The organism is Streptomyces ferrugineus (assembly GCF_015160855.1).
Classification (GTDB): Bacteria; Actinomycetota; Actinomycetes; order Streptomycetales; family Streptomycetaceae; genus Streptomyces; species Streptomyces ferrugineus.
In genome coordinates this window covers 8,229,962-8,255,105 of sequence record NZ_CP063373.1, presented here as the reverse complement: position 1 = coordinate 8,255,105, position 25,144 = coordinate 8,229,962, and the positions used below count along the sequence as shown (strand labels likewise).

General features: G+C 70.0%; 24 protein-coding genes. 13 read left to right on the top strand and 11 right to left on the bottom strand.

Features of this window, described 5'->3' with window-relative positions:
- Positions 1 to 46 precede the first annotated feature (46 nt).
- The 11 genes from IM697_RS36750 to IM697_RS36700 all read right to left on the bottom strand — a co-directional run bounded on the left by IM697_RS36750 (position 47) and on the right by IM697_RS36700 (position 11,450).
- Positions 47 to 505 (bottom strand): RrF2 family transcriptional regulator, encoded by a 459-nt coding sequence (locus IM697_RS36750; RefSeq protein WP_194040642.1) that lies wholly within the window; start codon positions 503 to 505, stop codon positions 47 to 49.
- 107 nt (positions 506 to 612) lie between these two features.
- A complete protein-coding gene (locus IM697_RS36745) occupies positions 613 to 1,512 on the bottom strand; it encodes a TauD/TfdA dioxygenase family protein (protein WP_194040640.1) in 900 nt (299 codons plus the stop codon).
- A gap of 41 nt (positions 1,513 to 1,553) precedes the next feature.
- Positions 1,554 to 1,922: a 4Fe-4S dicluster domain-containing protein gene (locus IM697_RS36740; protein WP_194040638.1), complete on the bottom strand. Its 369-nt coding sequence runs from the start codon at positions 1,920 to 1,922 to the stop codon at positions 1,554 to 1,556.
- On the bottom strand, positions 1,919 to 3,532 hold the full coding sequence (locus IM697_RS36735; RefSeq protein ID WP_194040636.1) for an FAD-dependent oxidoreductase: 1,614 nt from the start codon (positions 3,530 to 3,532) through the stop codon (positions 1,919 to 1,921). Before IM697_RS36735 ends, IM697_RS36740 begins: the two co-directional genes overlap by 4 nt.
- On the bottom strand, positions 3,529 to 4,884 hold the full coding sequence (locus IM697_RS36730) for an LLM class flavin-dependent oxidoreductase (protein WP_194040634.1): 1,356 nt from the start codon (positions 4,882 to 4,884) through the stop codon (positions 3,529 to 3,531). Before IM697_RS36730 ends, IM697_RS36735 begins: the two co-directional genes overlap by 4 nt.
- A 97-nt stretch (positions 4,885 to 4,981) precedes the next feature.
- Complete coding sequence (locus tag IM697_RS36725; protein WP_194040632.1) at positions 4,982 to 5,926, bottom strand: ABC transporter permease; 945 nt, start codon at positions 5,924 to 5,926, stop codon at positions 4,982 to 4,984.
- Positions 5,923 to 6,759, bottom strand: coding sequence for an ABC transporter ATP-binding protein (locus tag IM697_RS36720; protein WP_194040630.1), 837 nt, complete (start codon positions 6,757 to 6,759; stop codon positions 5,923 to 5,925). Before IM697_RS36720 ends, IM697_RS36725 begins: the two co-directional genes overlap by 4 nt.
- Before the next feature lie 4 nt (positions 6,760 to 6,763).
- On the bottom strand, positions 6,764 to 7,807 hold the full coding sequence (locus tag IM697_RS36715) for an ABC transporter substrate-binding protein (protein WP_194040629.1): 1,044 nt from the start codon (positions 7,805 to 7,807) through the stop codon (positions 6,764 to 6,766).
- 483 nt (positions 7,808 to 8,290) lie between these two features.
- Positions 8,291 to 9,520 carry an acyl-CoA dehydrogenase family protein gene (locus IM697_RS36710; protein WP_194040626.1) on the bottom strand — a complete coding sequence of 410 codons (1,230 nt, stop codon included), beginning with the start codon at positions 9,518 to 9,520 and terminating at the stop codon, positions 8,291 to 8,293.
- 13 nt (positions 9,521 to 9,533) lie between these two features.
- Complete coding sequence (locus tag IM697_RS36705) at positions 9,534 to 10,103, bottom strand: winged helix-turn-helix domain-containing protein (RefSeq protein ID WP_194040622.1); 570 nt, start codon at positions 10,101 to 10,103, stop codon at positions 9,534 to 9,536.
- Between the two features lie 291 nt (positions 10,104 to 10,394).
- Positions 10,395 to 11,450, bottom strand: a complete 1,056-nt coding sequence (locus IM697_RS36700) for an amino acid ABC transporter permease (protein ID WP_194040620.1) — start codon at positions 11,448 to 11,450, stop codon at positions 10,395 to 10,397.
- A gap of 713 nt (positions 11,451 to 12,163) precedes the next feature.
- Here IM697_RS36700 and IM697_RS36695 point away from each other — a divergent pair.
- From IM697_RS36695 to IM697_RS36640, 13 genes are all read left to right on the top strand, one after another.
- The gene (locus IM697_RS36695; protein WP_194040617.1) at positions 12,164 to 13,291 is read left to right on the top strand and encodes an LLM class flavin-dependent oxidoreductase; all 1,128 of its coding nucleotides are present in this window, start codon (positions 12,164 to 12,166) and stop codon (positions 13,289 to 13,291) included.
- Positions 13,288 to 13,842 (top strand): GNAT family N-acetyltransferase, encoded by a 555-nt coding sequence (locus IM697_RS36690; RefSeq protein ID WP_194040615.1) that lies wholly within the window; start codon positions 13,288 to 13,290, stop codon positions 13,840 to 13,842. Before IM697_RS36695 ends, IM697_RS36690 begins: the two co-directional genes overlap by 4 nt.
- Positions 13,839 to 14,795: an ABC transporter substrate-binding protein gene (locus tag IM697_RS36685; RefSeq protein ID WP_194040613.1), complete on the top strand. Its 957-nt coding sequence runs from the start codon at positions 13,839 to 13,841 to the stop codon at positions 14,793 to 14,795. Before IM697_RS36690 ends, IM697_RS36685 begins: the two co-directional genes overlap by 4 nt.
- 38 nt (positions 14,796 to 14,833) lie before the next feature.
- Complete coding sequence (locus IM697_RS36680) at positions 14,834 to 15,871, top strand: amino acid ABC transporter permease (protein WP_194050028.1); 1,038 nt, start codon at positions 14,834 to 14,836, stop codon at positions 15,869 to 15,871.
- A complete protein-coding gene (locus IM697_RS36675) occupies positions 15,868 to 16,641 on the top strand; it encodes an amino acid ABC transporter ATP-binding protein (protein ID WP_322734538.1) in 774 nt (257 codons plus the stop codon). The genes IM697_RS36680 and IM697_RS36675 overlap by 4 nt, the downstream gene beginning before the upstream one ends.
- A gap of 71 nt (positions 16,642 to 16,712) precedes the next feature.
- Complete coding sequence (locus IM697_RS36670) at positions 16,713 to 17,696, top strand: ABC transporter substrate-binding protein (RefSeq protein ID WP_194040610.1); 984 nt, start codon at positions 16,713 to 16,715, stop codon at positions 17,694 to 17,696.
- Between the two features lie 100 nt (positions 17,697 to 17,796).
- Positions 17,797 to 18,921, top strand: coding sequence for an LLM class flavin-dependent oxidoreductase (locus tag IM697_RS36665; protein ID WP_194040608.1), 1,125 nt, complete (start codon positions 17,797 to 17,799; stop codon positions 18,919 to 18,921).
- Entirely contained in the window at positions 18,918 to 20,249 is a 1,332-nt protein-coding gene (locus IM697_RS36660; protein ID WP_194040606.1) for an NtaA/DmoA family FMN-dependent monooxygenase, read from the top strand. Before IM697_RS36665 ends, IM697_RS36660 begins: the two co-directional genes overlap by 4 nt.
- A 92-nt stretch (positions 20,250 to 20,341) precedes the next feature.
- Positions 20,342 to 20,899: an NADPH-dependent FMN reductase gene (gene ssuE / locus IM697_RS36655; RefSeq protein WP_194040604.1), complete on the top strand. Its 558-nt coding sequence runs from the start codon at positions 20,342 to 20,344 to the stop codon at positions 20,897 to 20,899.
- Between the two features lie 188 nt (positions 20,900 to 21,087).
- Positions 21,088 to 22,257, top strand: a complete 1,170-nt coding sequence (locus tag IM697_RS36650; RefSeq protein ID WP_194040602.1) for an LLM class flavin-dependent oxidoreductase — start codon at positions 21,088 to 21,090, stop codon at positions 22,255 to 22,257.
- 400 nt (positions 22,258 to 22,657) lie between these two features.
- The gene (locus tag IM697_RS36645) at positions 22,658 to 23,641 is read left to right on the top strand and encodes a glutathione S-transferase C-terminal domain-containing protein (RefSeq protein WP_194040600.1); all 984 of its coding nucleotides are present in this window, start codon (positions 22,658 to 22,660) and stop codon (positions 23,639 to 23,641) included.
- A gap of 12 nt (positions 23,642 to 23,653) precedes the next feature.
- Positions 23,654 to 23,782: a putative leader peptide gene (locus tag IM697_RS46050; RefSeq protein WP_407699569.1), complete on the top strand. Its 129-nt coding sequence runs from the start codon at positions 23,654 to 23,656 to the stop codon at positions 23,780 to 23,782.
- A 240-nt stretch (positions 23,783 to 24,022) separates the two neighbouring features.
- Positions 24,023 to 25,132, top strand: coding sequence for an LLM class flavin-dependent oxidoreductase (locus tag IM697_RS36640; RefSeq protein ID WP_194040598.1), 1,110 nt, complete (start codon positions 24,023 to 24,025; stop codon positions 25,130 to 25,132).
- The last annotated feature ends 12 nt before the right edge of the window (positions 25,133 to 25,144 follow it).

The following is a 25,144-nucleotide window of genomic DNA, read 5'->3' as shown; positions in this document are numbered from 1 at the left end:
CCCCGCTATCTCGCTTTTCGGGATGGGAGGGGAGTGGCCCAGCGTGTCAGGGGTTTACCCAGGCGCTCGGGGCGTCGGTCAGCGCGGATACCTCGGCGGGAAGCCGGGCGGACGCGACGTCGGCGAGCGACACGCCGTCCAGGATCTCGCGCACATTGGACCGCAGTGCGATCCACAGAGGGAGCAGCGACTCGGCGGGGCCGGTGTAGGACAGCTCCGGAGGGCGGACCCCGCGCACCGAGACCAGCGGTCCGTCCACAATGCGGATGACGTCGGCGATGCTGATGTCCTCGGCGGGCTTGGCCAGGCGGTAGCCGCCGTTGCCGCCGCGCTGGCTGAGTACGAGACCGCCCCGGCGCATGTCGTTCAGGATGCTTTCGAGGAATTTGTGCGGGATGTCCTGGGCGTCGGCGATGGCCTCGGCCTTCAGCGGCCCGTCGTCCCGTGACGCAGCGAGCTGCAGTGCGGCGCGTACCGCGTAGTCGGCCCTGGCTGAGATCCGCATGCGCCCATTATCCCGTACAGCTTCGGCCGGCATCCGCTTCGGCCGGCATCCGCTTCGGGCGGGCCGCCGGGCAGGGGCGGGTGTCCCCTGTCCGGCGGCCGTGGGCCTCAGGCCGCGGGTGGGGTGTAGTGGGAGGCGTCGTCGCCCTCGATTACGTGGCTGAGGGTGCCGTCGATCCCGGCGGGGACGTCGCCCGCGACGGTGACCCGGTGCAGTAGGCGCGGCAGGTCGCCGTAGTCGTCGGGGGCGTAGTGCTGGGTGATGCGGTTGTCGAACAGGACGAGGTCGCCGGGTGTCCAGGTCACGCGCACGATGTTCTCGGGGCGGGTGACGTACGACTGGAAGATGCGCAGCAGGTCGCGGGAGTCGGAGGGGCCGAGGCCGACGATGCTCTGGGCGAAGCCGCCGATGAACAGCCCGCGCTCCCCGGTCTCGGGGTGGACGCGGACGAGCGGGTGGGCAGTGCGGTACTTCCGGGAGACGAACCGCCTGCGGTGCTCGGCGGCCTTCTCGCTCTTCGGTGCGGCGTAGTCGTAGGCGTTGGTGTGCACTGCCCACAGCTTGTCTGCCAGCTCGCGCAGCGGCTCGGGCAGGTCCCGGTACGCGGCGGCCGAGTTGGCGATGAGGGTGTTGCCGCCGTAGGGCGGGACGACGATGCTGCGCAGCGTGGACGCCTTCGGGGGTGTCCGGACGAAGGTGACGTCCGTGTGCCACTGGTTGGCGCGAATGCCCTCGTCGCCGTCGACCGGGAGGATGTGGGGCTGACCGTCGACGGACGGCACGGTGGGGTGCGCGGTGGTGAGCTCGCCGAAGAGAGAGGCGAAGCGGAGCTGGCCCGCGTCGTCGAGCCGCTGGTCGCGGAAGACCAGCGCCTTGTGTTCCAGGAGCGCGGAGTTGATCTCGGTGACGACGGCGGGGTCGAGGTCGGTGGAGAGGTCCACGCCGAGGATCTCGGCGCCGATTCGGCCGCCGATCCTGCGGATGTCGAAGCCGGTGCTGGTGGTCATGCGCGGGTTCCTTTCACATGGGGTGATTGATCGGGAGGTGGTCAGGAAGTGATGGGTGGTGAGGCTTCCTTGGCCCCTGGTGGTCCGAGGGACGGGCCGACGGCTCGGAGCGCGCCGGGGGTGCGGCCTCGTCCCCAGCCGATGTGCCGGCGGTAGCTGCCGAGCAGGCCGGTACGGTCCAGGTGCTCCTCGTCCCGGGCGGTGGAGCCGTCGGGCAGCGGGCGGGTCAGGGGCGCGACGTACAAGGCGTCGGCCGGGCAGTTCGCCTCGCACTGGAAGCAGGTCTGGCAGTCGTCGCGGCGGGCGAGCACCGGGATGCCGCCCTCACCGCGGTCGAAGACGTTGGTCGGGCAGACCTTGATGCACTTGTCGCAGGTGATACAGCGTTCCGCCGAGACCAGTTCGATCATGACGCCACCTCCAGCAGGGCCGACGGTGCGTGTGGTGCGGTCGGCAGGGGCTCGGTGCGGGTCCACACCCGGTCGAGGCCCCCTGTGACGATGCGGTGGTGCTGTGCGGGGTCCTGCGCCGGGAAGTCGAGCCGTTTGGCCATGCCGCGGGTCTCGGTGCGCGCGAGCGCCGAGGTGTACATCCAGCGGGCGTGCGCCGCCATCGCCGCGGCCTGCCTGGCCTGTACGGTGTCCCCGCCCCCGGCATGCAGGGATGCGCGCGACTCCTCCCACACGCTGTCGAGGACCCTCAGTGAGGCGGTGAGCCGGTCGCCGTGGCGGAGATAGTTCTTCTCGTACGGCAGCACTTCGCCCTGGACCGCGGTGACGACCTCGCGGAAGCCGTCGGCCGGACCCGGAGTCCCGGTGGGCCGGAGACCCGCTCCGCCCGCTGCCGCCAGGAGCCTCGTACCGGCGTGCCCGCCGAGGGAGCGGGCATGGCGGGCCGCGCCCCGGCCCGCCCAGGTGCCGGAGGAGATGGCCCAGGCGGCGTTGTGGCTGCCGCCGCCGGTGAAGCCGCCGCAGATCAGCTCACGGGTCGCCGCGTCGCCAGCCGCGTACAGGCCGGGCACGGTGGTGGAACAGTCGTCGCCGGTGACGCGGATGCCGCCGGTGCCGCGCACGGTGCCCTCGGCGAGGAGCGTGACGGCGAAGAGCTGGGTGAAGGGGTCGATGCCGAGCCGGTCGAAGGTGAGGAAGAAATTCGGCTGGGCCAGCCGCATCGCCTGCCGAGCCGCCGCATCGGCCCGGTCCAGGCGGCAGTACACCTTCTCGCTGAGCAGCGCACGCGCGATCACGGACCGGCCGCCCTGGCTGGCGGCCCCCTCAAGGACCGTGCCGTCCTCGTGGTAGAAGGTCGCGAAGGAGTAGAACGCGGTCTTGGTGACGGAGGTGCCCTCGGGTGCGATGCCGTACGCGTTGGAGAACTCCATCCCGGACATCTCCGCGCCCGCCTCGGCGGCGAACAGCGCCCCGTCGCCGGCATTGACGTTGCAGCCCAGCGCGCCGCTGAGGAACGCGCAGCCGCCGGTGGCCAGGACGACTGCCCCGGCGCGCACCTCGTACGGCTGCCCGGCCTGGCGCTGGTGCCCCCTGGCTCCGGCGACCGCCCCGGAGGGGTCGGTGAGCAGTTCGGTGACCGGGCTGTGGTCGAGGATGCGTGCCCCGGCCCGCTGGACGCGGATGCGCATCCTGCGCATGTACTCGGGTCCCTGCAGGCCGTTCCTGAGCTGCTTGCCGTCCGGTCCCGTCGGGAACGGGTAGCGCCCGGCCGCCGCCAGCTCGTTCATCCCGGTGTACGTCTGGTCCAGTACCCGGGTCATCCAGCGTGGGTCGGCCAGGTATCCGCCGAGTGCCTCCCTGCTGGCCATGGCGGTCTGTCGGGCGGCGGGCTCCGGGGGGACGTACCAGACGCCGGTGCCGGCGGAGGCGGTGGCGCCGCTGGTGCCGCAGTAGCCCTTGTCGGCGAGGATCACGTCCGCGCCGTCCTGGGCCGCCTTGAGGGCGGCCCAGGTGGCCGCGGGGCCTCCGCCGACCACCAGGACATCGGTGGTGAGTTCCAGCCCGGTCATGCGGGCCCTCCCTCCGCTGTGGCCACCGTGGCCAGCCGGTTGGCGGGGCGGGCCAGGCCGTAGTTCTCGCGCAGGGTGTGGCCGGTGTACTCGGTGCGGAAGAGGCCGCGCCGCTGCAGTATCGGTACGACGTGGTCGACGAAGTCCTCCAGGCCGCCCGGCAGATGGGGCGGCATGATGTTGAAGCCGTCGGCGGCGCCCTGGGTGAACCACTCCTCAAGCTGGTCGGCTATCTGCTCGGGGGCGCCGGCGAAGACGCGGTGGCCGCGGCCGGCGCCGAGGCGGGCGATGAGCTCGCGCAGGGTGAGGCCGTCGCGGCGGGCGAGTTCGGCGACGAGCGTGAAGCGGCTCTTGTTGCCGTTTATGTCCCGTTCCTCGGGGAGTTCGGGCAGGGGGCCGTCCAGCGGCAGCCCGGTCAGGTCGGTGCCGAGCATTCCGGACAGCTGGGCGAGCCCGTACTCCGGGACTTGAAGGTCCGTCAGTTCCTGTTCGAGTGCGCGGGCCTCGACCTCGGTGGAGCCGATGACGGGAGCGATGCCGGGCAGCACCAGCAGCTGGTCCTCGGTGCGGCCGTGGCGGGCCAGCCGGGATTTGAGGTCCTTGTAGAAGGCTTGGCCGTCGGCGAGGGTCTGCTGGGCGGTGAAGACGGCCTCGGCGTACTGGGCGGCGAACTCCTTGCCGTCCTCCGACGAACCGGCCTGCACCAGCAGCGGGTAACCCTGCGGCGTGCGCGGGACGTTCAGCGGGCCCTGCACCCCGAAGTACTCACCGCGGTGGTTGATCTCCCGCACCTTGTCGGTGTCGGCGTAGATGCCGCGCTCACGGTCGAGCAGGATCGCGTCGTCCTCCCAGCTGTCCCAGAGCTTGGTGGCGACGTCGACGAACTCCCGTGCCCGCTCGTAGCGCAGCCGGTGCTCCAGGTGCTCGTCCTGCCCGAAGTTGCGGGCCTCGTTGATGGTGCCGGAGGTGACGATGTTCCAGCCGGCCCGGCCGCCGCTGATGTGGTCCAGGGAGGCGAACTTACGGGCGGTGTGGAAGGGCTCGTTGAAGGTGGTGGAGACGGTGGCGATCAGTCCGACGTGTTCGGTGACGGCCGCCAGGGCGGACAGCAGGGTGAGCGGTTCGAAGCCGCCGAGCGCGTTGTGCCGGACCTTGCCCCACAGGGCGAGGCCGTCGGCGAGGAAGACGGAGTCCAGCAGGCCGCGTTCGGCGGTCTGCGCGAGGTGCTGGAAGTAGCGCAGGTCGGTGACGCGTTCGGGCTGGGTACGGGGGTGCCGCCAGGCGGCGTCGTGGTGGCCGGCGTTCATCAGAAAGGCGTTGAGATGCAGCTGACGGGGTCTGGTCGCGGGCATGGGGTTCCTCGGATCGGGGGAGCGAGACGCACGGGGGCAGCGAGACGAACGGGCTGGCTGACGGGACCGGGAAGCAGTGAGATGAGCGCCGGCCGGGTCAGCTGTTGGCGGGTACGCGCCAGGAGCTGAGCCGCCGCTCCACGGTCACCAGGAGCTGGTTGAAGGCCACGCCGATGGCGGAGATCGTGATGATGCCCGCGTACATCTGGGGGATCGCGAAGTTGTACTGGGAGGCGTTGATCAGGTAGCCGAGGCCCGCCTTGGCGCCGATCATCTCGGCGGCGACCAGCACCAGAATGGACACCGCTCCGGCCAGCCGGATGCCGGTGAACATCACCGGAACCGACGCCGGCAGGATGACCTTCTGGAACAGCCTGGGCGCGGACAGGTCCATCGACTTCGCGAGCTTCAGCAAGGTTGGGTCGACATTGCGGACGGCGCTGATGGTGTTGAGCAGGATCGGCCAGGTGCACGCGTACACCACGATGGAGATCTTCGAGGTCTCGCCGATGCCCAGCAACAGCACGAACACCGGCAGCAGGGCGAGGGCGGCGGTGTTGCGGAAGACCTCAAGGAGCGGGCCGAGGAGGTCGGCGACCGGCCGGTACCAGCCGATCAGCAGGCCGAGCGGCACCGCGAAGGCGACGGCGAGACCGAATCCGCTGAACGAACGCACCAGGCTGGCGCGCGCGTTGTCGGCGAGCTGACCGTCGGCGGCCAGCTCCCACCAGGCGCGGGCGACCTCGCTGAACGGCGGCAGGAAGGTCCGGTCGACCAGGCCGAGTCGCGGTGCGGTCTCCCACAGCAACAGCAGGGCCACGATCGCCGCTGACTTGGTCGCCCCCTTCAGCAGCAGGTACGGCAGTCGGCGGACCGCCCGGCGGGCCCGGGCCGTGGAGGAAGGGACTCGGCGTATGTCCGACGGTGCTGTTCCTGGTGTCGGGGCTGCGGCGGACGTAGCAGGGGCAGGGACGGGCTCGGCGGCGCTCTCCACGCCGGGCGCCCTGGTCTTCTCGGTGGCCGTGCCGGTTGTGGGGCTCATACGGAAGCCTCCTCCTTCTCCAACTGCTGGGCCCTGGCCACCTCGTCGCGCAGCAGCGACCAGATCTCGTGCCGGTATCGCGCGAACTCGGGGCTGGAGCGGAGGTCGTCCGTCGCCGTACGGGAGCCGAGGGCGACCGGCAGGATCTGCTTGATGCGGCCCGGCCTTGATGTCATGACGGCGACGCGCTGTCCGAGGTAGACGGCCTCGTCGATGCCGTGGGTGATGAAGACGACGGTCTTGCCGGTGCGCTGCCAGATGCGCAGCAGTTCGTCCTGCAGCGACTCCCGGGTCTGGGCGTCCAGCGCGGCGAACGGCTCGTCCATCAGGAGCACATCAGGGTCGTAGGCGAGGCTGCGGGCGATCGCCACCCGCTGCCGCATCCCACCCGACAACTCATGCGGATGGCGGTCCTCGAACCCGGTAAGGCCGACCAGGTCCAGGAACTCCCTGGCACGTGCGGCCCGTTGACGCCGAGGGACGCCGGTGGCCTCCAGACCGAACTCGACGTTGCCCTGCGCCGTGCGCCACGGCAGCAGTGCGTACTGCTGGAACACGATGCCGCGGTCCAGGCCCGGGCCGGTGACGGGTTCACCGTCCAGCAGGATCCGCCCGCCGGTGGGCTCGGCGAGGCCGCCGAGCAGATCCAGGAGCGTCGACTTTCCGCAGCCGCTGGGACCGACCAGGACGATGAACTCGCCGGCCGCTATTTCCAGATCGATGCCGTCGAGGGCGGTGAACCGGGTGCCCTGCCGAGTCCCTGCACGGTCCTTGACGGCGAAGTCCTTCCGTACGTCCTCGAACACGATCTTGGGTGTGATGGATTCCGGCATGGGATCAGCTCCCGCTCTTCGCGGTGGAGGAGGACTTCTGGTTGCCGTTGAACTCATTGGTGTAGAGGTCCGACAACGTGACCTGACCCTTCTTGATGTCACCGCGGTCGGCCAGCCAGTCGATCCACAGCTGGAGTTCCTTGCCGGTGATCAGGCCCGCCTGCTCGGCGACGCCGTAGGAGCGCCAGTACTTCAGGGGTGCGGTGTCCTCGTTGCGGCCGCGCTTCTTCACGATGTCCGTCATCCGGGCGATGACCTCTTCGTGCGGAGTGGAACGGGACCACTCGATGGCCCGCCCCACGCCGGTGACGAAGATCCGGGCCGTGTCGGCGTTTTGCTTCAGGAAGCGGTCCGTCATCACGTAGGTGCCGGCGCTGAATGCGCCGAGCAGTTCAAAGTCGGTGAACAGCGGGCGGATGCCCCCGGTTGCCAGGGCCTTGTCGCGCAGAATGCCGCCGAGCACGGCCACATCGATCTGCTTCTGCCGCAGCGTCTGCTCGGTGTTGACCGGTGGAACCACGAGTGGTTCGACTTTGCCAATCTCCGCCCGGGACAGGCCGCCTCGCTGCAGAAAGATGTCGAGCATGGCTTCGGAGTGGGCTCCGAGTGTGTTCATCCCGACCTTCTTGCCGGTCAGGTCTCTGGCCGAGCGGATCGGGCTGTCCTTGAGGACGTAGAAGCCGTTGTAGGCGTACTTGTCGGATCCGTAGTAGCTGATGACGGCCTTGACGGGGGCGTTGTTCGCTGCCAGTTTGACGACCGCGCCGTTGAACGCGCCGCCGAAGTCGACCTGGCCCGTGGCCGCGGACTGGATGTCCTGCGGTCCGCTGATGGTGTTGCCGACCCACTTCAGCTTCACGTCCTGCAGATAGCCGAGATCCTCGGCCAGCTCCGGCAGGGTCACCTGACCCGCCCAGCCCTGGTACCGGAGCGTCTTGGTCTGGTCCTTGCCGGAAGTGGCTCCGGCGGTCGTGCCGCAGCTCACGGCCACCGCAGAAAGACCGAGCAGGGAGAGGAACTGGCGTCGGGTCGATGCCGTAGTGGCCATGGAAAAGGTCCTGTTCACACGAATGGGGACTGAGGCGGAATCGATGCCATGAAGAAGCCATAGCCGAGAGAGGGCTCGGCAATTGGGCGCAAGCAGGGTGGAAACCGAAAGGGGGAAAGTGACCCATCAGCAATGCCTGCTAGGAATCAGTCGTCTGCGCCGAAAACGGTCGTGGTGGCCGACTGTGAAAATGGAGCGGGAGAGCAGCGCCCGTCAGCGCGTTCAGCGGCCGACGGCACAGATGGCGCTGGCCTGGCGTCGCAGATCGACGTGCAGGCGCGCGGCGAGATTCTCGGACTTGCTCACATTCATGAGAGTTGCAGCGAAATTCGGCCAAGTCAATGCAGTCTGCGCGGACATCTCACATTCTGAACCGCTCGACATGTGAGTGAAGTGCGGCGTTCACAATTGCCTGGATGCCGGGTTGCGTGGCGAATGCTGCTCGCGCCGAGCCGGCCGGGAAATTCGAGCGGCATCGCACGGTCAGAATGGCAGGACGAACGGAGGGTGGGCACCGTTGAGGAAGTAGTCCCCGACATCGCGGAGCCGGTGGCCGACGGGCTCGTACAAGGTGTGGGTCCGGGCATTGCGCCAGAAGCGGTCGAAGCCCAGCCGCGAGGAGGCGGAGCGGGCGCCGATGATGTCGAGGGCGCTGGCGGTGGTCTCCTGCGCGGCCTTGGAAGCGGCGGCTTCGGCCATGGCCACGAGGACGGAGACCTCCGCGTACTCGTCGTAGGTGAGGTCTTCGCCGTGTGCCAGTCCGCCGTGGACGGCTTCCCGTGCCTGATCGGCGAGCGCCGACGCGGAGCGGGTGAGGACGGTGAGTTCTCCGTAGACGCTCAGCACGTGCGGGTCCTGCGGGGAGTCGACCGGCCAGGCGGGGTGCCAGGGTGAGTGGCCGGTCCGGCTGTACTCACGGGCTTCGGCGAGTACTCCCTCGGCCATGCCGAGACGGAGTTGGACGGAGACGAGACGCCCGACCGGCGATACCAGAGCAGCCGGAGGCGACAGGACGTCCTCGTCCGCGGACAGGGAACCGAGTATGTCGTCGGCGGTGACCGGTGCGGCGTCGAACTCCACGCTCCCGCCGGCCGCGAGCCGTTGGCCGAAGGTGTCGGCGTCGCCGTCGATCCCCACACCGTGCCGGGCGGGATCGACGAGGACGGCGAGTGGTTCGCCGGTGTCGGCCCGCACGGCCCGTACGGCGAGGCGGTCGGCGACCAGGACCCCAGTGGCGTAGCTCTGCCGGCCGTCGAGCACATGGCCTCTGCCCGTCCTGGCCAGCGTCAGAGGCGGTTCCTGCCGGGCGAAACCACCACCCCAGCACCACTGCTCGGCTGCGGACTGCCGCTCGAGCCGGGTGGCGAGAGAGTGCTCGGTGAAGAACCGGGCGCTCCACGACAGGAAGTAGTGACAGCCGAGCAGTTGACCGATCGCGCCGTCGGCCGCGGCGATCTCCCGGACCACGGCGTAAACCGTGGGCCAGTCCGCGCCGCCTCCCCCCAGCTCGGCCGGTATGAGAAGCGTCAGCAGCCCTGCCTCACGCAGCCGGGACACCTCGTCGAACGGGGCCTTGCCTGCCTGCTCCCTGGCCACCGCGTCCGTGGCCAGGTCGTCCGCTGTCTCGCGGGTCACGCGCAGCCAGTGCGCACGGCCGGGCCCGGTCCGGCCGGATTCCGAGGTGGGGCTGGACGGCGCAAGGGCAAGGCCCATGGCAGTGGTCTCCTCAAGGTCGGCCGCACGCCGCGGCGTTGGGGCTCTCCTGCTGGTCGGGCATGTACTTGTAACCCACGCGGCGTACGGTGACGATCCGGTGCCGGTGAGCCGTGCCCAGCTTGCGGCGCAGGCGCGCGATGTGGACATCCACAGTGCGGCCGTCGCCGATGTGGTCGTAGCCCCAGACGGAGGCCACCAACTGCTCGCGGGAGTGCACCTGGTGGGGATGCAGCACGAGATGCGCCAGTAGCTCGAACTCCAGGTAGGTGAGGTCGAGTTCGCGTCCGTCCAGCTCTGCGACATGGCGCGCGGGATCGATGTGGACGACATCGCCTCCCGTCCGTCGGACAGGTGGTGAGTGCGTGTAGGCGACCGGTCGGATCTCCGGCCGCGTCACGTCCTTGGCGAAGAGCTGGGCGGGATCGGTGCCCTCGGGGACCAGCACGAGGTAGCCGACGAGGGGACGGGAGCCGTGTCCCTCGCCGCCCTCCCGCGCGGTGTCGTCCACGAGACGGAGATGGCGTATGTCGCTGAGCTGCGAACCCTGTGGGGTGGCCTGGGCCGGAAGTGCCGTGGTCATGGCGGTCGTCCTTCAGAAGTGCGTCGGGCCATCAGGCGCAGGGGGGTGGGTGCGCCTGATCACCTGGGATGAGAGAGAAGGAGCGGAGTGGCACGCGCGAGGTGGGAGCCGCGTGCCCTACACGCGACAGCAGGCGGCGCTGACGACGTGACCGAAGTCGACATGCCGACGACGAACGAGTCGTTGCTGCGTGTGGGCCATGTACGTCATCCTGCGCACCCGATGGGAGGACCGTCAACACTTCCCCAGTAAATCGATAGGAAATGTAGGGAACGCAACACCGCGGGGGGTTCACCGGTCACTGTTGACCGCCGGGTGGACCTCCGGCGCGGTCGCCCTGTCCAGCCGGGCGCGAAGTGCGGCCAGATGGGCCCTGAGCCTCTGCAGGGGTGTGGGCGGCAGGGCGCGGGCGGAGCCGCGTGCGTAGTAGCGCTCGACGTAGAACTGTCCCGCACTGAGTACGGTCGTGACGGCGATGTACCAGAGGGTGGCGACCATCAGCAGCGGAATGACCTGGTAGGTCTGGTTGTAGACCAGTTGCACCGAGTACAGCAGGTCGTGCACGGCCAGCACGCTGACGATGCTGGTGCCCTTCAGGGTGCCGATCAGCATGTTCCCGGCGGTCGGCACGATGGAGCGCATCGCCTGCGGAATGACGATCCGGCGCAGGGTGCGCCGTCTGCCGATGCCGAGAGCCTGGGCCGCCTCCGTCTGGCCGGCGTCCACTGAGAGGATGCCGCCGCGCACCACCTCGGCGGCGTAGGCGGCTTCGTGCAGGGTCAGGCCGATGACGGCGGTGAGGGCGGGGCCGAGCAGGTTGACCGTCTTGACGGTGACGAACTGTGGTCCGAAGGGGATGCCGAGGCCGAGCGTTGGGTAGAGGGCGCCGATGTTGAACCAGAACAGCAGCTGCACCAGCAGCGGGGTGGACCGGAAGATCCACACATAGCCCCAACTCAGCGTGCGCAGTACCGGGTTGGCGGACAACCGCATCACGGCAAGGGGAGTGCCGAGCAGAAAGCCGAGGACCATCACCACACCGGTCAGCCACAGGGTGAGCAGCAGCCCGTCGAGCACGGCGGCGGTGGTGAAGTACCGGCCGACCACATCCCACTGGAAGGCGCGGTTGCGGACAACGGAGTTGACCACCATCGCGAAGACCAGCAGCGCCGCGCCGGCCGTCAGCCGGCGGCCGATGTGCCGGCGCGGCACGATCCGCGGCAGCTCGTCGTCGGGGCCATGGCCGGGGCCATGGCCGGGGCCATGACCTGGGTCTTTCGGACGTCCTGCCGGTGGGATGGATGCGGCGACGCGGGAGGGGTCGGTGAGATCGGACGGCGAAACCATCAGGAAGCTCTCCAGAAGAGGGAGGCGCGGGCGCCGGTGACCACCCGGCGGCACACACGTTCGCGGAATACGCGCAGACACAGCGCGGGTACGGGGCGGAGGCCCGGTTTCGGCGTCATCACGCTCGCCGCGTCCCTCAACGCGGCCGGTTCGGCTGCCGCGCGCGGCGGAGCCGGTCCGTCCTCGATCGTATGTGTCCAACGCGCGCATGTGTCAACCACGCACAGGAACCCCTCAAGGCGGGTCCGGCATACGGGCCGTAGTTGACGGGACGCGAGATGTACTGCTCAATTAATCGCATGAATGCCGGACAGCGCCTGGTCACCCGTGACCACATCGACTTCGGTCGGGTGTGGTCCGCCGCGTGTTGCGCCTGATGCGGCAGCGGGCCGTCTGACCGGCCCTTCCCTCCCTCGGTACCCCCGTCGCGGGCCGAGTTCCTCCCGTCGCGGTTTCGCCGTACGCACGCCCTGAACACACGCTGAAATCGCGTACGGACGTCCCGCGAGACTTGACATTCGCTGCCGCCGCTCCAACTCGCCCGAGGCCCATGCCCCGGCGTCATCACACCTGCTCACCCCCCCGGTTCCCAGCCCCCCGCAGCGCGCCGTCACACCCGGCCGCACCCAGGGGTCGCTCTGCCGTGCCCACGTGCTGACCACGGCGTGGCACCAACGGACTTCAGGACTTGAGGACAGGAAAGGCCATCTCCCATGCCAGTGGAGTTCCTCGGCATCGCCGCCACCAACGACGGCTCCGAAACCACCCCGCGCTCCGGCGCCGCCTTCGACAAGGAGTACACACTCCGGCTCGCCCGCGTACACGAGGACCACGGGTGGGACCGGGTGCTGTTCGCCTACGGTTCCGGATCGCCGGATCCCGGGCCGGCCGCCGCGTACATCGCGAGCCGGCTGGACCGGCTCCAGATCCTGCTCGCCCACCGCCCGAACGTCTCGTATCCGACGTTCGCCGCGAAGACCTTCGCCACCCTGGATCAGATCAGCGGGGGCCGGCTGACCGTGCACTTCATCACCGGCGGCAACGACCACGAGCAGGGCCGAGAGGGCGACACCCTCACCAAGGACCAGCGTTACGCCCGCACCCGTGAGTACATCCGGATCGTCAAGAAGATCTGGACCACCCACGAGCCCTTCGACCACGAGGGCGATCATTACCGCTTCCACGACTTCGTCAGCGATGTCTTCCCCGTCCAACAGCCCCGCCCGAACGTGTCGTTCGGTGGTTCGTCGCCCGCCGCGTACGCCGCCGGGGGCGCCGAAGCGGACATCTACTGCCTGTGGGGCGAGCCGCTGGCGAAGACCGCCGAGCAGATCGAGGACGTGAAGGCGGCTGCGAAGGCTGCGGGCCGCACCGACATTCCTCGTATCCAGGTGGCGTTCCGCCCGATCATCGCCCCGACCGAGGAACTGGCCTGGGAGAAGGCCCACCGCACGGTCGGCGCCATCCGGGAGCGGCGCGAGGCTGGTCTCGTACGGCACCACCGCAGCGGTGCCCCCGAAAACGTCGGCTCGCAGCGGCTGATCGCCATCGCTGAGGCGGGGCAGCGCTACGACCGTGCCCTGTGGACCCCGACGGCCGCCGCCACCGGAGGCGCGGGCAACTCCAACGCCTTGGTCGGCACCCCCGAGACAGTGGCTCAGGCGCTCCTTGACTACTACGACCTCGGCGTCGACATCCTCTCCGCCCGCGGCTACGACCTGCTCGGCGACGCGATCGACTTCGGCCGGTACGTGATCCCGATCGTCCGCGAGGAGGTCGCCAAGCGCGACGCCGAGCGGGCGGCGCGCGGCACGCAGAACCTCGCGGCGGTGGGTGGATGACCTCCGTCGCTCAACCGCCGTCGTCTGCAACCGAACTGACGGTCATTCATGTCCCTGTGTCGGACCTGCTGGTGGAGCCGTTGATCCGCGAACTCGGCGATGAGTACTCCAGACGCTACGGCAGGGACGCCCATGCCGAGCTCGCCCGGTACCCCGATGAGGAGTTCACCGCGCCGTACGGTGGTGTCCTGCTGCTGCTCCTTGAGCGCGGTGAGCCGGTCGCGGGCGGCGCCTTCCGCCGATACGACGCGGCCACGGCCGAACTGAAACGGATCTGGACGCACTCCGCCCACCGGCGGCGTGGCCTGGCCCGACGCGTCGTCGCCGAGCTGGAACGCGAGGCGAGTGCTCGCGGCTACCGGCGGATCTACCTGACCACCGGGCCGCGCCAGCCCGAGGCGCGCGGCCTGTATCTGGTCACCGGCTACACCCCGTTGTTCGACACGGAGGCCGACCCGGAAGCCATCGGCCCGCTGCCCTTCGAGAAGCACCTGCCGGCCGCAGCACGTACCGCACGTACCGCAGGTACGGGAAAGGCAGCCGACCTGTGAACCTCCGAGGGATCAGAACCCGTCTGCGCATCGCCACCGGCATCGCGCTGCTGCCCGTACTGGCGCTGACCGCCTGCGGCTCCGGCGACACCTCCGGCACCGCGCCGGCGGGCGCCCAGGCATCCCCCGCCCCGACCGACGACCCGGTCGCCGCCGTGCGCAAGGTGGACGCCGTCGCCGCCCTGCTGCCCGCCGACGTCCGCAAGTCGGGCACGCTGCGGGTCGGCAGCTCGATCGGATTCCCGCCCGGGGCGTACTACCCGAACAGCTCGGACAAGGCGCCCGCGGGCCAGGACATCGACCTCGCCGAGGCGGTGGCCAAGGTCCTCGGCGTCAAACTGCAACGCCAGGACGCCTCCTTCGAGACGATCCTGCCCGCTCTCGGCAGCGGCAAGTACGACGTCGGCACCGGCAACTTCGGCGTCACGAGCGATCGCTTGAAGACCGTCGACTTCGTCACCTACATCAACGACGGCCAGGGCTTCGCGGTGAAGAAGGGCAGCACCGTACTCAAGACGAAGGTCACCGACCTCACCCAGCTGTGCGGGCTGACCATCGGCACCGGTGCCGGCACCACCTTCGAGGCGACCCTCACCGCGCAGAAAGGCGTGTGCGCCGAGGCGGGCAAGAAGCCGTACGACGTGAAGGTCTACTCGGAGAACGCCGCGACCCTCACCGCGCTCCAGCAGGGCCGCATCGACGTGATCATGTCGACCATCAACGGCCTGCGCTACCAGGCCGCACAGCCCGCCTCGCAGACGACCTTCCTCGGTGAGTACCACCGCCTCGACGTCGGCTTCGCCTTCAAGAAGGGCTCCCCGCTCACCAAGGCGTTCCAGGCCGCCGTCAACGAGCTGATCAAGGACGGCACGTACGCCCGGATCCTCAACAAGTGGGGCACCACCGCCTCCGCGATCGACGCGTCGCGGATCAATCCGCCCGAGCACAAGTAACCCCCGGCCACAAGTAACCAGCGAGCAGGAACGCCATGATGGGACTCACCACCGACTCCGCCGCCGCGCCACCGGGCGCGGCCTCCCCGGGCACCGGCCCGGGGGCCCTGCCCGCGCCGGACGATCCGGCATCTCTCAAGGTCGTCCCCGCGCGCCACTACGCGCGGTGGGCGGCGGCCGTCGCCGTGACCGTGCTGGTCGCCCAGTTCGTGCATGGCCTGGCCACCAACCCGGTCTGGGAGTGGGGCGTCTTCAGCGACTACGTCCTGTCCGAGACGATCGTCCAGGCGGTGTGGGTGACCCTCCAGCTCACCGCCTACGCCACTGTGCTCGGCTTCCTCCTCGGCACCGTCCTGGCCTTCATGCGCCTGTCGCGCAGCCCGCTCCTGCAGACCGTCGCCTGGACCTACATCTGGATCTTCCGGTCCATCCCGATGATCGTCCAGCTGGTGTTCTGGTTCAACCTGAGTGCCCTGTACGAGGAGTTGGGGGTCGGTATCCCCTTCGGGCCGGTGTTCTGGTCCGTCGACAGCAACAGTCTCATCGGCACGATCGGCGCCGCCGTCATCGGGCTCTCGCTGCACCAGGCCGCCTACGCCGCCGAGATCGTCCGCGGCGGGGTCATCTCGGTCGACCACGGACAGTTGGAGGCCGCCGCGGCGCTGGGCATCCCGCGGCTGCGGCAGATCCGCCGGATCGTGCTGCCGCAGGCCATGCGCGCCATCCTGCCCACGGCCGGCAACGAGATCATCGGCCTGCTCAAGGGCACCTCGGTGGTCTACGTGATGTCCATCGGCGAGCTGTTCTACCAGGCCCAGGTCATCTACGGCCGCAATGGCCGGGTGATCCCGCTGCTGCTGGTCGCCACCGCCTGGTACGTGGTGCTGACCTCCCTGCTGTCGGTGGCCCAGTACTACGTGGAGCGCCATTTCGCCCGCGGCGCCAACCGCACCCCGCCGCCCACCCCGCTCCAGCGCGCCCGGCGCGTCATCCGCACCTTGCGTGCGGCGGCGGCCCAGCGCAACCAGCCCGTCGTACCCCTGAAGACCCCGGGACCCTTGGGAGACAGCCGATGAGCGACGCGAGCGCGCTGATGGTGGACGTCCACGGCGTCCACAAGAGCTTCGGTCCGCTGGAGGTGCTGCGCGGCGTCGACCTGCAGGTCCGCGCCGGCGAGGTCACCGTGGTCCTCGGCCCGTCCGGCTCCGGGAAGTCCACGCTGCTGCGCACCATCAACCACCTGGAGAAGGTCAACCGCGGCTGGATCAGCATCGACGGCGAGCTCATCGGCTACCGCCGGGGCGGCGGCAAGCTGCACGAGCTGAAGGAGAAGGACGTTCTGAAGCAGCGCACCCACATCGGGTTCGTCTTCCAGAACTTCAATCTCTTCCCGCACCTGACCGTGCTGGAGAACCTCGTCGAGGCCCCTGTCTCCGCGCTGCGCCGCCCGCGCAAGGAGGCGGAGGAGACAGCCCGCCGGCTGCTGGACCGGGTCGGTCTCGCCGACAAGACCGACACGTACCCGCGGCAGCTCTCCGGCGGCCAGCAGCAGCGCGTGGCCATCGCCCGCGCGCTCGCCCTCGAACCGAAGGTGCTGCTCTTCGACGAGCCCACCTCGGCGCTCGACCCGGAACTGGTCGGTGAGGTCCTCGACGTCATCAAGGACCTGGCCCGCACCGGAACCACCATGATCGTCGTGACCCATGAGATCGGCTTCGCCCGCGAGGTCGCCGACACCGTGGTGTTCATGGACGGCGGTGTCGTGGTCGAGCAGGGGCCGCCCGCGGCCGTCCTGGACGACCCGCAGCAGGAGCGCACCCGCGCCTTCCTCGCCAAGGTCCTCTGATTCCCGGTCTTCCGACCGACCACCCCCTTTTTTTGTACGCAAGATCCTTTTCGCACGCAAGGAGAACGACCGTGTCCACCCTCATCCCCCGCCGCACCGCCGCAGTCGCGCTCGGACTCGCCACCGCCCTCGTCCTCGCCGCCTGCGGCAACCCCTCCGACGGCGGCACCACCGAGGTCGCGGACACGTCGGGCAGGACGACGAAAATCAACATCAGTCCCGACCAGAACCGCATCACCACGGACAGGGTCGACTCCATAGCCGCCGAGGTCCCGGAGGAGATCCGCAAGAGAGGCACCCTGGAGATCGTCGACTCGTCCGGCTCCGCCGCGCCGCTGACCTTCTACGCCACCGACAACAAGACCGTCATCGGCGTCGAGCCCGACATCGCCTACCTGGTCGCCGACGTGCTCGGCCTCAAGGCGCACATCAACACGGTCTCCTGGGAGAACATCTTCGTCGGCCTGGACAGCGCCAAGTACGACGTCGGCTTCAGCAACATCACCGTCACCGAGGAACGCAAGGAGAAGTACGACTTTGCCACCTACCGCGAGGACAACCTGGGCTTCGAGGCGAAGAAGGGCAGCGGCCTGAAGGTCACCGGACCCGAGGACGTGGCGGGCAGGACGGTCGCCGTCGGCAGCGGCACCAACCAGGAGAAGCTGCTCATCGAGTGGAGCAAGGAGAACGAGAAGGCCGGCCGCAAGCCGGTGAACATCAAGTACTACCAGAACGACAGCGACACCTACCTCGCCCTCCAGTCCGGCCGCATCGACCTCTACCTCGGCCCCAACCCGACCGCCGCCTACCACGCGGCCACCACCGGCAAGACCGAGGTCGTCGGCACCTACTCCGGCGCAGGCTCCACCCTCCAGGGCCTCATCGCGGCCACCACCAAGAAGGACAGCGGCCTCGCCAAGCCGCTCGCCGACGCGCTCAACCATGTCATCGAGAACGGCAGTTACGCCAAGGTGCTGGGGCGCTGGGGCCTGTCCGACGAGGCCGTGACCAAGTCGGAGATCAACCCGCCCGGTCTGCCGAAGACCAACAAGTAGCCGATCCGGGGGCGCGGCGGCCGTGCGGCTTACGCGCCCTGCCTCAGCGTCCGCCGCCCCATTCCTCCGTGCAGGACTCCTCCACACAGGACTCGAGGTCATGCCCCGCCAACTCCACCTCTCGGTCGCCCTCGACGGCAGCAGCCATACCCCTGCCGAACCCCTCACCGCCGATCACTGGGCCGGCCTGATCGGTCTCGCCGAACAGGGCGCCCTGGACTTCGTCACCCTCGACGATTCCTTCGCGCCGCCACCGGACGACAGCCCCGGACGGCTCGACGCGGTGGCCGTCCTAGCCCGCGTCGCACCTGTGACCAGCCGGATCGGCCTCGTCCCGACCGTGACCACCACGCACACCGAGCCGTTTCACACCTCCACATCCCTGGCCACCCTGGACTTCGTCAGCGAGGGCCGGGCCGGCTGGCTGGTCGACGTCTCCACAACCCCGGCAGAAGCCCGCGCCGTGGGCCGCCGCCTTCAAACCCCCGAGGCCGAGCTGTGGGCCGAGGCGGCCGATGCCGTCGAGGTCGCCGCCCGGCTGTGGGACAGCTGGGAGGACGACGCGGAGATACGGGACGCCGCCACCGGCCGCTTCATCGACCGCGACCGGCTCCACTACGTCGACTTCGAGGGCTCGCACTTCTCCGTCCGCGGGCCGGCCATCGTTCCCCGTCCGCCGCAGGGGAGGCCGCCCGTGGCCATCGCCCTCGACGTGCACGACTCGGACGGGCAGTGGGAGCTGGCCGCGGGCCACGCCGACGTCGTCCTGCTGGACGCCGACGAGCCGACCACCGCCCGGCTCGCCCGCACGGCGCTGCTGCATCGAGTGGCGGAGTCCGGACGCGACCCGGAGGCGCTGCGGGTGTTGGTACGTGTCGCGGTCGATCTCACCGGTGGAACGGGGCGTGTCGCCGGGCCCGGATCCCTCCCGGCTGCCGGGCACCGGTCTCTCCCATCCGCCGAGGCGCACTTCACCGGTGCCGCCGCGGACCTCGCCGAACTGCTCGCCGACTGGCACGCGACCGCCGGCGTCGACGGCTTCCACCTCCTGTCGGCCTCTGCCTCCGACGATCTGCCCACGGTGGTCCACGACCTCGTGCCGCAGCTGCGCGAGCGCGGCCTGTTCCGCGCCGACTACACCGGCCGCACCCTCCGCGACCACCTGGACCTGCCCCGCCCCGCCAGCCGCTACGCCCGCAGGCGAGAGACGGAGCCGGCCCGATGACGCACCCGGCGACGACGGCAACGACCAGGCCCCGCAAGCGGATCCACCTCGCCGCGCACTTCCCCGGCGTCAACAACACCACCGTGTGGTCCGACCCGGACTCCGGCAGCCAGATCGACTTCTCCTCCTTCCGGCATCTCGCGCGCACGGCGGAGCGCGGCAGGTTCGACTTCCTCTTCCTGGCCGAGGGCCTGCGGCTACGCGAACGCAAGGGCCTGATCCACGACCTCGACGTCGTCGGCCGCCCCGAATCCCTGACCGTGCTGAACGCGCTCGCCGCCGTCACCGAGCACCTCGGCCTGGCCGCCACCGTCAACGCGACCTTCAACGAGCCCTACGAACTCGCCCGCCGCTTCGCCTCGTTGGACCACCTCTCCGGCGGGCGCGCCGCCTGGAACGTGGTGACCACCTCCGACGCCTTCACCGGCGCCAACTTCCGCCGCGGCGGCTACCTCGACCGCGCCGACCGCTACCACCGCGCCGCCGAGTTCGTCGAGGTCGCCCGCGCCCTGTGGAACTCCTGGCGGCCCGGCGGCGCCCCGCGGACCGTACGCCACACGGGGCCCCAGTTCGACATCACGGCCCGCCCCACCCTGCCGCACTCACCGCAGCTGCACCCGGTCCTGATCCAGGCCGGGGACTCCGACGAGGGGCGCGAGTTCGCCGCCCGCACCGCCGACGTCGTCTTCAGCCGCCACGGCACCCTGGAGCCAGGCCGTGCCTTCCACACCGACGTCAAACGGCGCCTGGCGCGGTACGGCCGCACACCCGACGAGCTGAAGATCATGCCCGGGGTGACCTTCGTGCTGGGGGACACCGACGCCGAGGCACAGGAGCGCGCCACGCACATCCGCCGCCAGCAGGTGAGCCCACAGACGGCCATCGCGTTCCTGGAGAACGTCTGGGGCCGCGACCTGTCCGCGTACGACCCCGACGGGCCGGTGCCCGACATCGACCCGGTGCCGGACAGCGACGTGGTCCAGGGCTGGGCCCACGCGGGCGACCGGTTCGGCGTCGCGGCACGGTGGAGGGCTCTCGCCGAAGAGAAGAAGCTGTCCATCCGCGAGCTGGCCATCGAGCAGACCGCCCGGCAGTCCTTCATCGGCACCCCGGCCTCGGTCGCTGCCGCCCTCGACGAGTACGTGCAGACCGACGCCGCCGACGGCTTCATCCTCGTACCGCACCTCACCCCGGGCGGCCTGGACGAGTTCGTCGACCGGGTCGTCCCGCTGCTTCAGGAACGCGGCGTGTTCCGCACCGAGTACGAGGGCACCACCCTGCGCCACCACCTCCAACTGCCCACGCCACACCCGGGGAGGGAGGAGTGAACCTCCAATCCCAGGAGCCCGGTTCCGAGCCCGTAGCCGTCCACGCCTGACCGACACCCGCATCGCGAAACGAAGAACTGAAAGGTCCTCCCATGGCCACCATCCTGTCCGTCTCCGGAAGCCCCTCCGTCACCTCCCGCACCGCACGGCTGCTGCGCTACCTCGACGCCCGGCTCACCGCACAGGGGCACGACGTGATCCCGCTGGACGTCCGCACGCTCCCCGCCGAGGCGCTGCTCGGAGCCGACTTCCGGCACCCGGCGATCGCCCGGACCACCGCCCTGTTCGAGCAGGCGGACGGCGTCGTGATCGGTACCCCCGTCTACAAGGCCGCCTACTCCGGGCTGCTGAAGTCGCTGCTCGACCTGCTGCCGCAGTACGCCCTGACGGGCAAGACGGTCCTCCCGCTGGCCACCGGCGGCACCACCGCCCACGTCCTGGCCATCGACTACGCCCTGCGCCCGGTGCTCGCCTCCATGGGCCCCGCCCACATCACGCCGGGCTGGTTCACGCTCGACAAGGACATCACGGTGGGCGACGACGGCGCGCTGACCGTTGCGCCGGCTTCGGCCGAGGCCCTGGCCCAGGTCACGGACCAGTTCTCCGCCGCGCTGGGCGGCCGTACGACGCTGCTGGTGGCCACCGGGTGAGCGCCGCGACCGTGATCGCCGACGCCACCGAGGCTCTCTCCACGAGCCGCGCCGGCAGCGGACCCCAAGGAGTCCAAGCAGCCGTCAGCGGACCCCACAGCAAACGGAGTCCGCGCCGCCCCGGCACTGCCACCCCCTCTGACGAACGCTGACGAACGCTGAGAACACCTCTGATCGGAGCGCCCGACGTGTCCCTCACCTTCCACTGGTTCCTGCCCACCAACGGTGACAGCCGCCACGTCGTGGGCGGCGGCCACGGCACCCCCGCCACGGAGTCCGGGCGCGACCGGCCTCCGACGGTCGCCTACCTGAGCCAGATCGCCCGCGCCGCCGAGGACCTCGGCTTCACCGCCGCGCTCACCCCCACCGGCGCCTGGTGCGAGGACGCCTGGCTCACCACCGCGATGGTCAGCCAGAACACGGAACGGCTCAAATTCCTGGTCGCCTTCCGCCCCGGCTTCGTCTCGCCCACGCTCGCCGCCCAGATGGCCTCCACCTTCCAGCGGCAGACCGGCGGACGGCTCCTGCTCAATGTCGTCACGGGAGGGGAGAGCCACGAGCAGCGCGCCTACGGCGACTTCCTCGACAAGGACGCGCGCTACCGCCGTACCGGCGAATTCCTGCAGGTCGTACGGGGGTTGTGGGAGGGGCAGACCGTCGACCTGGCCGGTGAGCACCTCCAGGTCGAGGACGCCAGGCTCGCCCGCGTGCCCGATCCCGTCCCCGAGGTGTACTTCGGCGGCTCCTCGCCCATCGCCGGTGAGGTCGCCGCGCGGCACGTGGACGTCTACCTCACCTGGGGCGAGCCTCCCGCCCAGGTCGCCGAGAAGATCGCCCGGATCAAGGGACTGGCCGCCCAGCAGGGCCGTACCCTCCGCTTCGGCATCCGGCTGCACGTCATCACCCGCGACACCTCCGGGCAGGCGTGGGCGGAGGCGAACCGGCTCCTGGACGGCTTCGACCCGGAGACGGTGCGGTCGGTGCAGGCCGGGCTCGCCCGCAGCGAGTCCGAGGGCCAGCAGCGCATGCTCGCCCTGCACGGCGGCGGCAGCAGTCGCCAGTCCCTGGAGATCCACCCCAACCTGTGGGCCGGCATCGGCCTCGTGCGCGGCGGCGCGGGCACCGCGCTGGTCGGCAGCCACGACGAGGTGGCCGAGCGGATCAAGGAGTACCACGCCCTCGGTATCGAGGAGTTCATCCTCTCCGGCTACCCGCACCTGGAGGAGACGTACTGGTTCGGCGAGGGAGTGCTGCCGAAGCTTCAGGCGCAGGGCCTGTGGACCCACCCGTTCCGCGCCGCGACGGGCACCGTGCCGGTCGCCCAGGTCCCCTTCGCGGGCTCCCGAACCCCGCGATGACCCTTGCCCCTCGGCCTCAGGGTCGCTCACATGTCCTCCCACCATGTGAGACAGCAGGCGCGATGCGAGACGGCCCTCTTGACGAGGCTCGAATGTCGACTGACACTCCATTACAGATTCCCTAGTGAATAGGTAGGAAATGATGGAGCGTCCGGAGTCGCCCGCCGACAGGGCAGTGCGCGCGGGCCGGCCGTCTCTCCTCCTGACCTCCCGCCGTCACATCGATCTCCTGCGCGTCTGCAGCGCGGCCGGCTCTCTGCACTGAACCGACGGTGCCCACCGGCACCGCACCTTTCGCCGCGCATGGGTACGCGCCAACGCCGCCGCGCGCCCGGCACCCCACGTGCGCCGCCCGCCGCACTCTGCGAACCAGAAGCCGGACCCGGACCCAGGGAGAACCATGCCTGCCGCACCGACCACCGTGCCGTCCCTCCCCTCCGCCCTCCCCTCGACGCTGTCGTTCCGGGGCAGGATCGGCCGTGACGCGAGCAGTGGCTACTACGCCGTGCCGCGCCGCTACCGCCTCCACCTCTCGCCGTCCTGCCCCCACTGTCTGCGGATCGCCATCACCCACAGCCTGCTCGGCCTGGAAGAGACCCTTGCGGTGGCGCTGCTGCCGGCCGTGCCCGACAGCCCCGACGGCGGACACTCCGCTCTGCGCCCGTTGTACGAGGCCAGTTCGCACCGGCATCCCGGACCCGCCGCGGCACCGGTGCTGAGCGACGACTGGACGGGACGGATCGTCAGCACGCACACCCCGGACATCCTGCGTGACATGGCCCGGCACTTCGGCTGTGACCGCCCCGAGCGGCCCGACTGCTCCGACCGGCCCGCGTTGTACCCGCACGGCACGGCGTCGGAGATCGCGGCGGTCGAGCGCCTCTGCGAGTACCGCATCAACGAAGCCGCACAACACGCCGGCCAGGTCGGCGCCGACGCCGGGGTGCGCCAGACCGCCCTCAGCTCCCTGCTTCGTGTCCTGGGCACACTGGAGGGGCGGCTCGCCTTCCAGGACTTCATCCTGGGCGACGAAATGACCGCCGCCGACGTGCAGTTGTGGGTGACCCTGGTTCAGCTCGACACCGTGCACCGACAGCATCTGGACGCCGCCGCGGTCCACCGCATCGCCGACCATCCGCACCTGTGGGCCTACGCACGGCGACTGGCCGCCCATCCGGCCTTCGGCCCCCACCTCGACCTGGACGGCATCGCCCGCAGGCACCATGCGCACTGCCAAGGGCTGGAGGCCGCAGGGGCAGCGGTGCAGATCCTGGACTGGGCGGTTCACATCACGGAACGCGCCGCTCAGCCCTCCCAGGAGCACCCGGACGGTTTCATGGAACCGCAATACGCTCTCCACCTCCGTCCGTCCGGCTCCGCCTAGCCTGCGACTGAGATGAAGTCACCCGTTCCCAGCGGCCTTGTCCGGCCCGAGAAGGTTCTCGCCGCACGCGGCTGCGTCCGCTTGTACTTCCGGCCCCACATCGATCTGCAACGGGTGGCCGGTGCGCTCTGTCGTTCCTGACCCTCCCCCAGCCTTCGGCCGGGGGACCCCCATCTCGCTGCGCTCGCTGCCGCCGAGCCCTCCGCATGAGGACCGGTGATCACAAACGGTCGACCAGGAAGGCACCCTGTTCGTGTCCGCACTTCCCCCTCTTCACCTCGCCGTCGCGCTGGACGGCGCAGGCCAGCACCCAGCCGCATGGCGCGAGCCGGGCGCACACCCCGACACACGCGCGCAGCCGCAGACCCGGCGGACGGCGCCGTGAAGTTCCTGGCCATCACCCTCATCGTGCACGCCCCGGATCCGGTGACCGGGGTCCAGAAGTCCACCAGCGAGCGCTTCCGCGAGGTGATCGACAACGCGCTGCTGGCCGAGGAACTCGGATTCGACGGCTTCGGCGTCGGTGAACGCCACGAGCGGCCGTTCATCTCCTCCTCGCCACCGGTCGTGCTCAGCCACATCGCCGCGCTCACCTCCCGGATCCGGCTCTTCACCGCCGTCACCACCCTCAGCCTGCTCGACCCGGTACGCGCGTACGAGGACTACGCGACTCTGGACCACCTGTCCGCGGGCCGTCTCGACCTGATCATCGGCAAGGGCAACGGCGCCGCCCAGCGCGAGCTGTTCCACGTCGCTCCCGAGGACCAGTGGGACCGCAATGCCGAGAGCTACGAGCTGTTCCGCCGGATCTGGCGGCAGGACAGGGTGAGCGCCTCCCCGCGCTTCCGCCCCCAGCTGACCGAGGCCGAGGTGTGGCCGAGGCCGCTCCAGCAGCCCATCCGGGTCTGGCACGGCAGCGCGACCAGCCGGGAGTCGGTCGACCTCGCCGCCCGCTACGGAGATCCGCTCTTCTCGGCCAACGTCACCCACCCGATAGAGCCGTACGCCGAACTCGTCCGCCATTACCGGGAGCGGTGGGAGCACTACGGCCGCGACCCGGCTCAGGCCGTTGTCGGCGCGGGGACGGCCGGCTATTACGCGGCCCGCACCTCGCAGGAAGCGATCGCCGCATACCGGCCGGTGTTCGAGGGCTATCTCGCGTTCCAGAAACGGCTGGGCGTCGAGCCGGTGTTCGCCACCCTGGAGGACTTCGTCGAACGCAGCTCGGCGCTGATCGGCAGCCCTCAGCAGGTCATCGACAAAGTGCACCGTTACCACGAGCAGTTCGGCCACAGCGTGCTCCACATGCACGCCGACGCAGGCGGGCTCACCCAGGCCCAGCACCGTGCCTCGCTCGAACTCTTCCAGTCCGACATCGCCCCCGTTCTACGCCGCGACATCCCCGACCCGCCGTTCCCCTGGGCCCCGGTCCTCGGCGAACCGGCATCCGCACCCGAGCCCGCGCCCGCGCCGGGCACCCGCGTCCACTGACCGCTGAGGAGC

Coding starts and splice junctions, on each gene's coding strand:
- IM697_RS36735 (WP_194040636.1), bottom strand. CDS start 3,532: ATGACCGGGCTGGAACTCACCACCGATGTCCTGGTGGTCGGCGGAGGC.
- IM697_RS36680 (WP_194050028.1), top strand. CDS start 14,834: ATGGGACTCACCACCGACTCCGCCGCCGCGCCACCGGGCGCGGCCTCC.
- IM697_RS36730 (WP_194040634.1), bottom strand. CDS start 4,884: ATGCCCGCGACCAGACCCCGTCAGCTGCATCTCAACGCCTTTCTGATG.
- IM697_RS36700 (WP_194040620.1), bottom strand. CDS start 11,450: ATGGTTTCGCCGTCCGATCTCACCGACCCCTCCCGCGTCGCCGCATCC.
- IM697_RS36660 (WP_194040606.1), top strand. CDS start 18,918: ATGACGCACCCGGCGACGACGGCAACGACCAGGCCCCGCAAGCGGATC.
- IM697_RS36745 (WP_194040640.1), bottom strand. CDS start 1,512: ATGACCACCAGCACCGGCTTCGACATCCGCAGGATCGGCGGCCGAATC.
- ssuE (WP_194040604.1), top strand. CDS start 20,342: ATGGCCACCATCCTGTCCGTCTCCGGAAGCCCCTCCGTCACCTCCCGC.
- IM697_RS36740 (WP_194040638.1), bottom strand. CDS start 1,922: ATGATCGAACTGGTCTCGGCGGAACGCTGTATCACCTGCGACAAGTGC.
- IM697_RS36645 (WP_194040600.1), top strand. CDS start 22,658: ATGCCTGCCGCACCGACCACCGTGCCGTCCCTCCCCTCCGCCCTCCCC.
- IM697_RS36750 (WP_194040642.1), bottom strand. CDS start 505: ATGCGGATCTCAGCCAGGGCCGACTACGCGGTACGCGCCGCACTGCAG.
- IM697_RS46050 (WP_407699569.1), top strand. CDS start 23,654: ATGAAGTCACCCGTTCCCAGCGGCCTTGTCCGGCCCGAGAAGGTTCTC.
- IM697_RS36690 (WP_194040615.1), top strand. CDS start 13,288: ATGACCTCCGTCGCTCAACCGCCGTCGTCTGCAACCGAACTGACGGTC.
- IM697_RS36715 (WP_194040629.1), bottom strand. CDS start 7,807: ATGGCCACTACGGCATCGACCCGACGCCAGTTCCTCTCCCTGCTCGGT.
- IM697_RS36720 (WP_194040630.1), bottom strand. CDS start 6,759: ATGCCGGAATCCATCACACCCAAGATCGTGTTCGAGGACGTACGGAAG.
- IM697_RS36665 (WP_194040608.1), top strand. CDS start 17,797: ATGCCCCGCCAACTCCACCTCTCGGTCGCCCTCGACGGCAGCAGCCAT.
- IM697_RS36695 (WP_194040617.1), top strand. CDS start 12,164: ATGCCAGTGGAGTTCCTCGGCATCGCCGCCACCAACGACGGCTCCGAA.
- IM697_RS36725 (WP_194040632.1), bottom strand. CDS start 5,926: ATGAGCCCCACAACCGGCACGGCCACCGAGAAGACCAGGGCGCCCGGC.
- IM697_RS36675 (WP_322734538.1), top strand. CDS start 15,868: ATGAGCGACGCGAGCGCGCTGATGGTGGACGTCCACGGCGTCCACAAG.
- IM697_RS36705 (WP_194040622.1), bottom strand. CDS start 10,103: ATGACCACGGCACTTCCGGCCCAGGCCACCCCACAGGGTTCGCAGCTC.
- IM697_RS36710 (WP_194040626.1), bottom strand. CDS start 9,520: ATGGGCCTTGCCCTTGCGCCGTCCAGCCCCACCTCGGAATCCGGCCGG.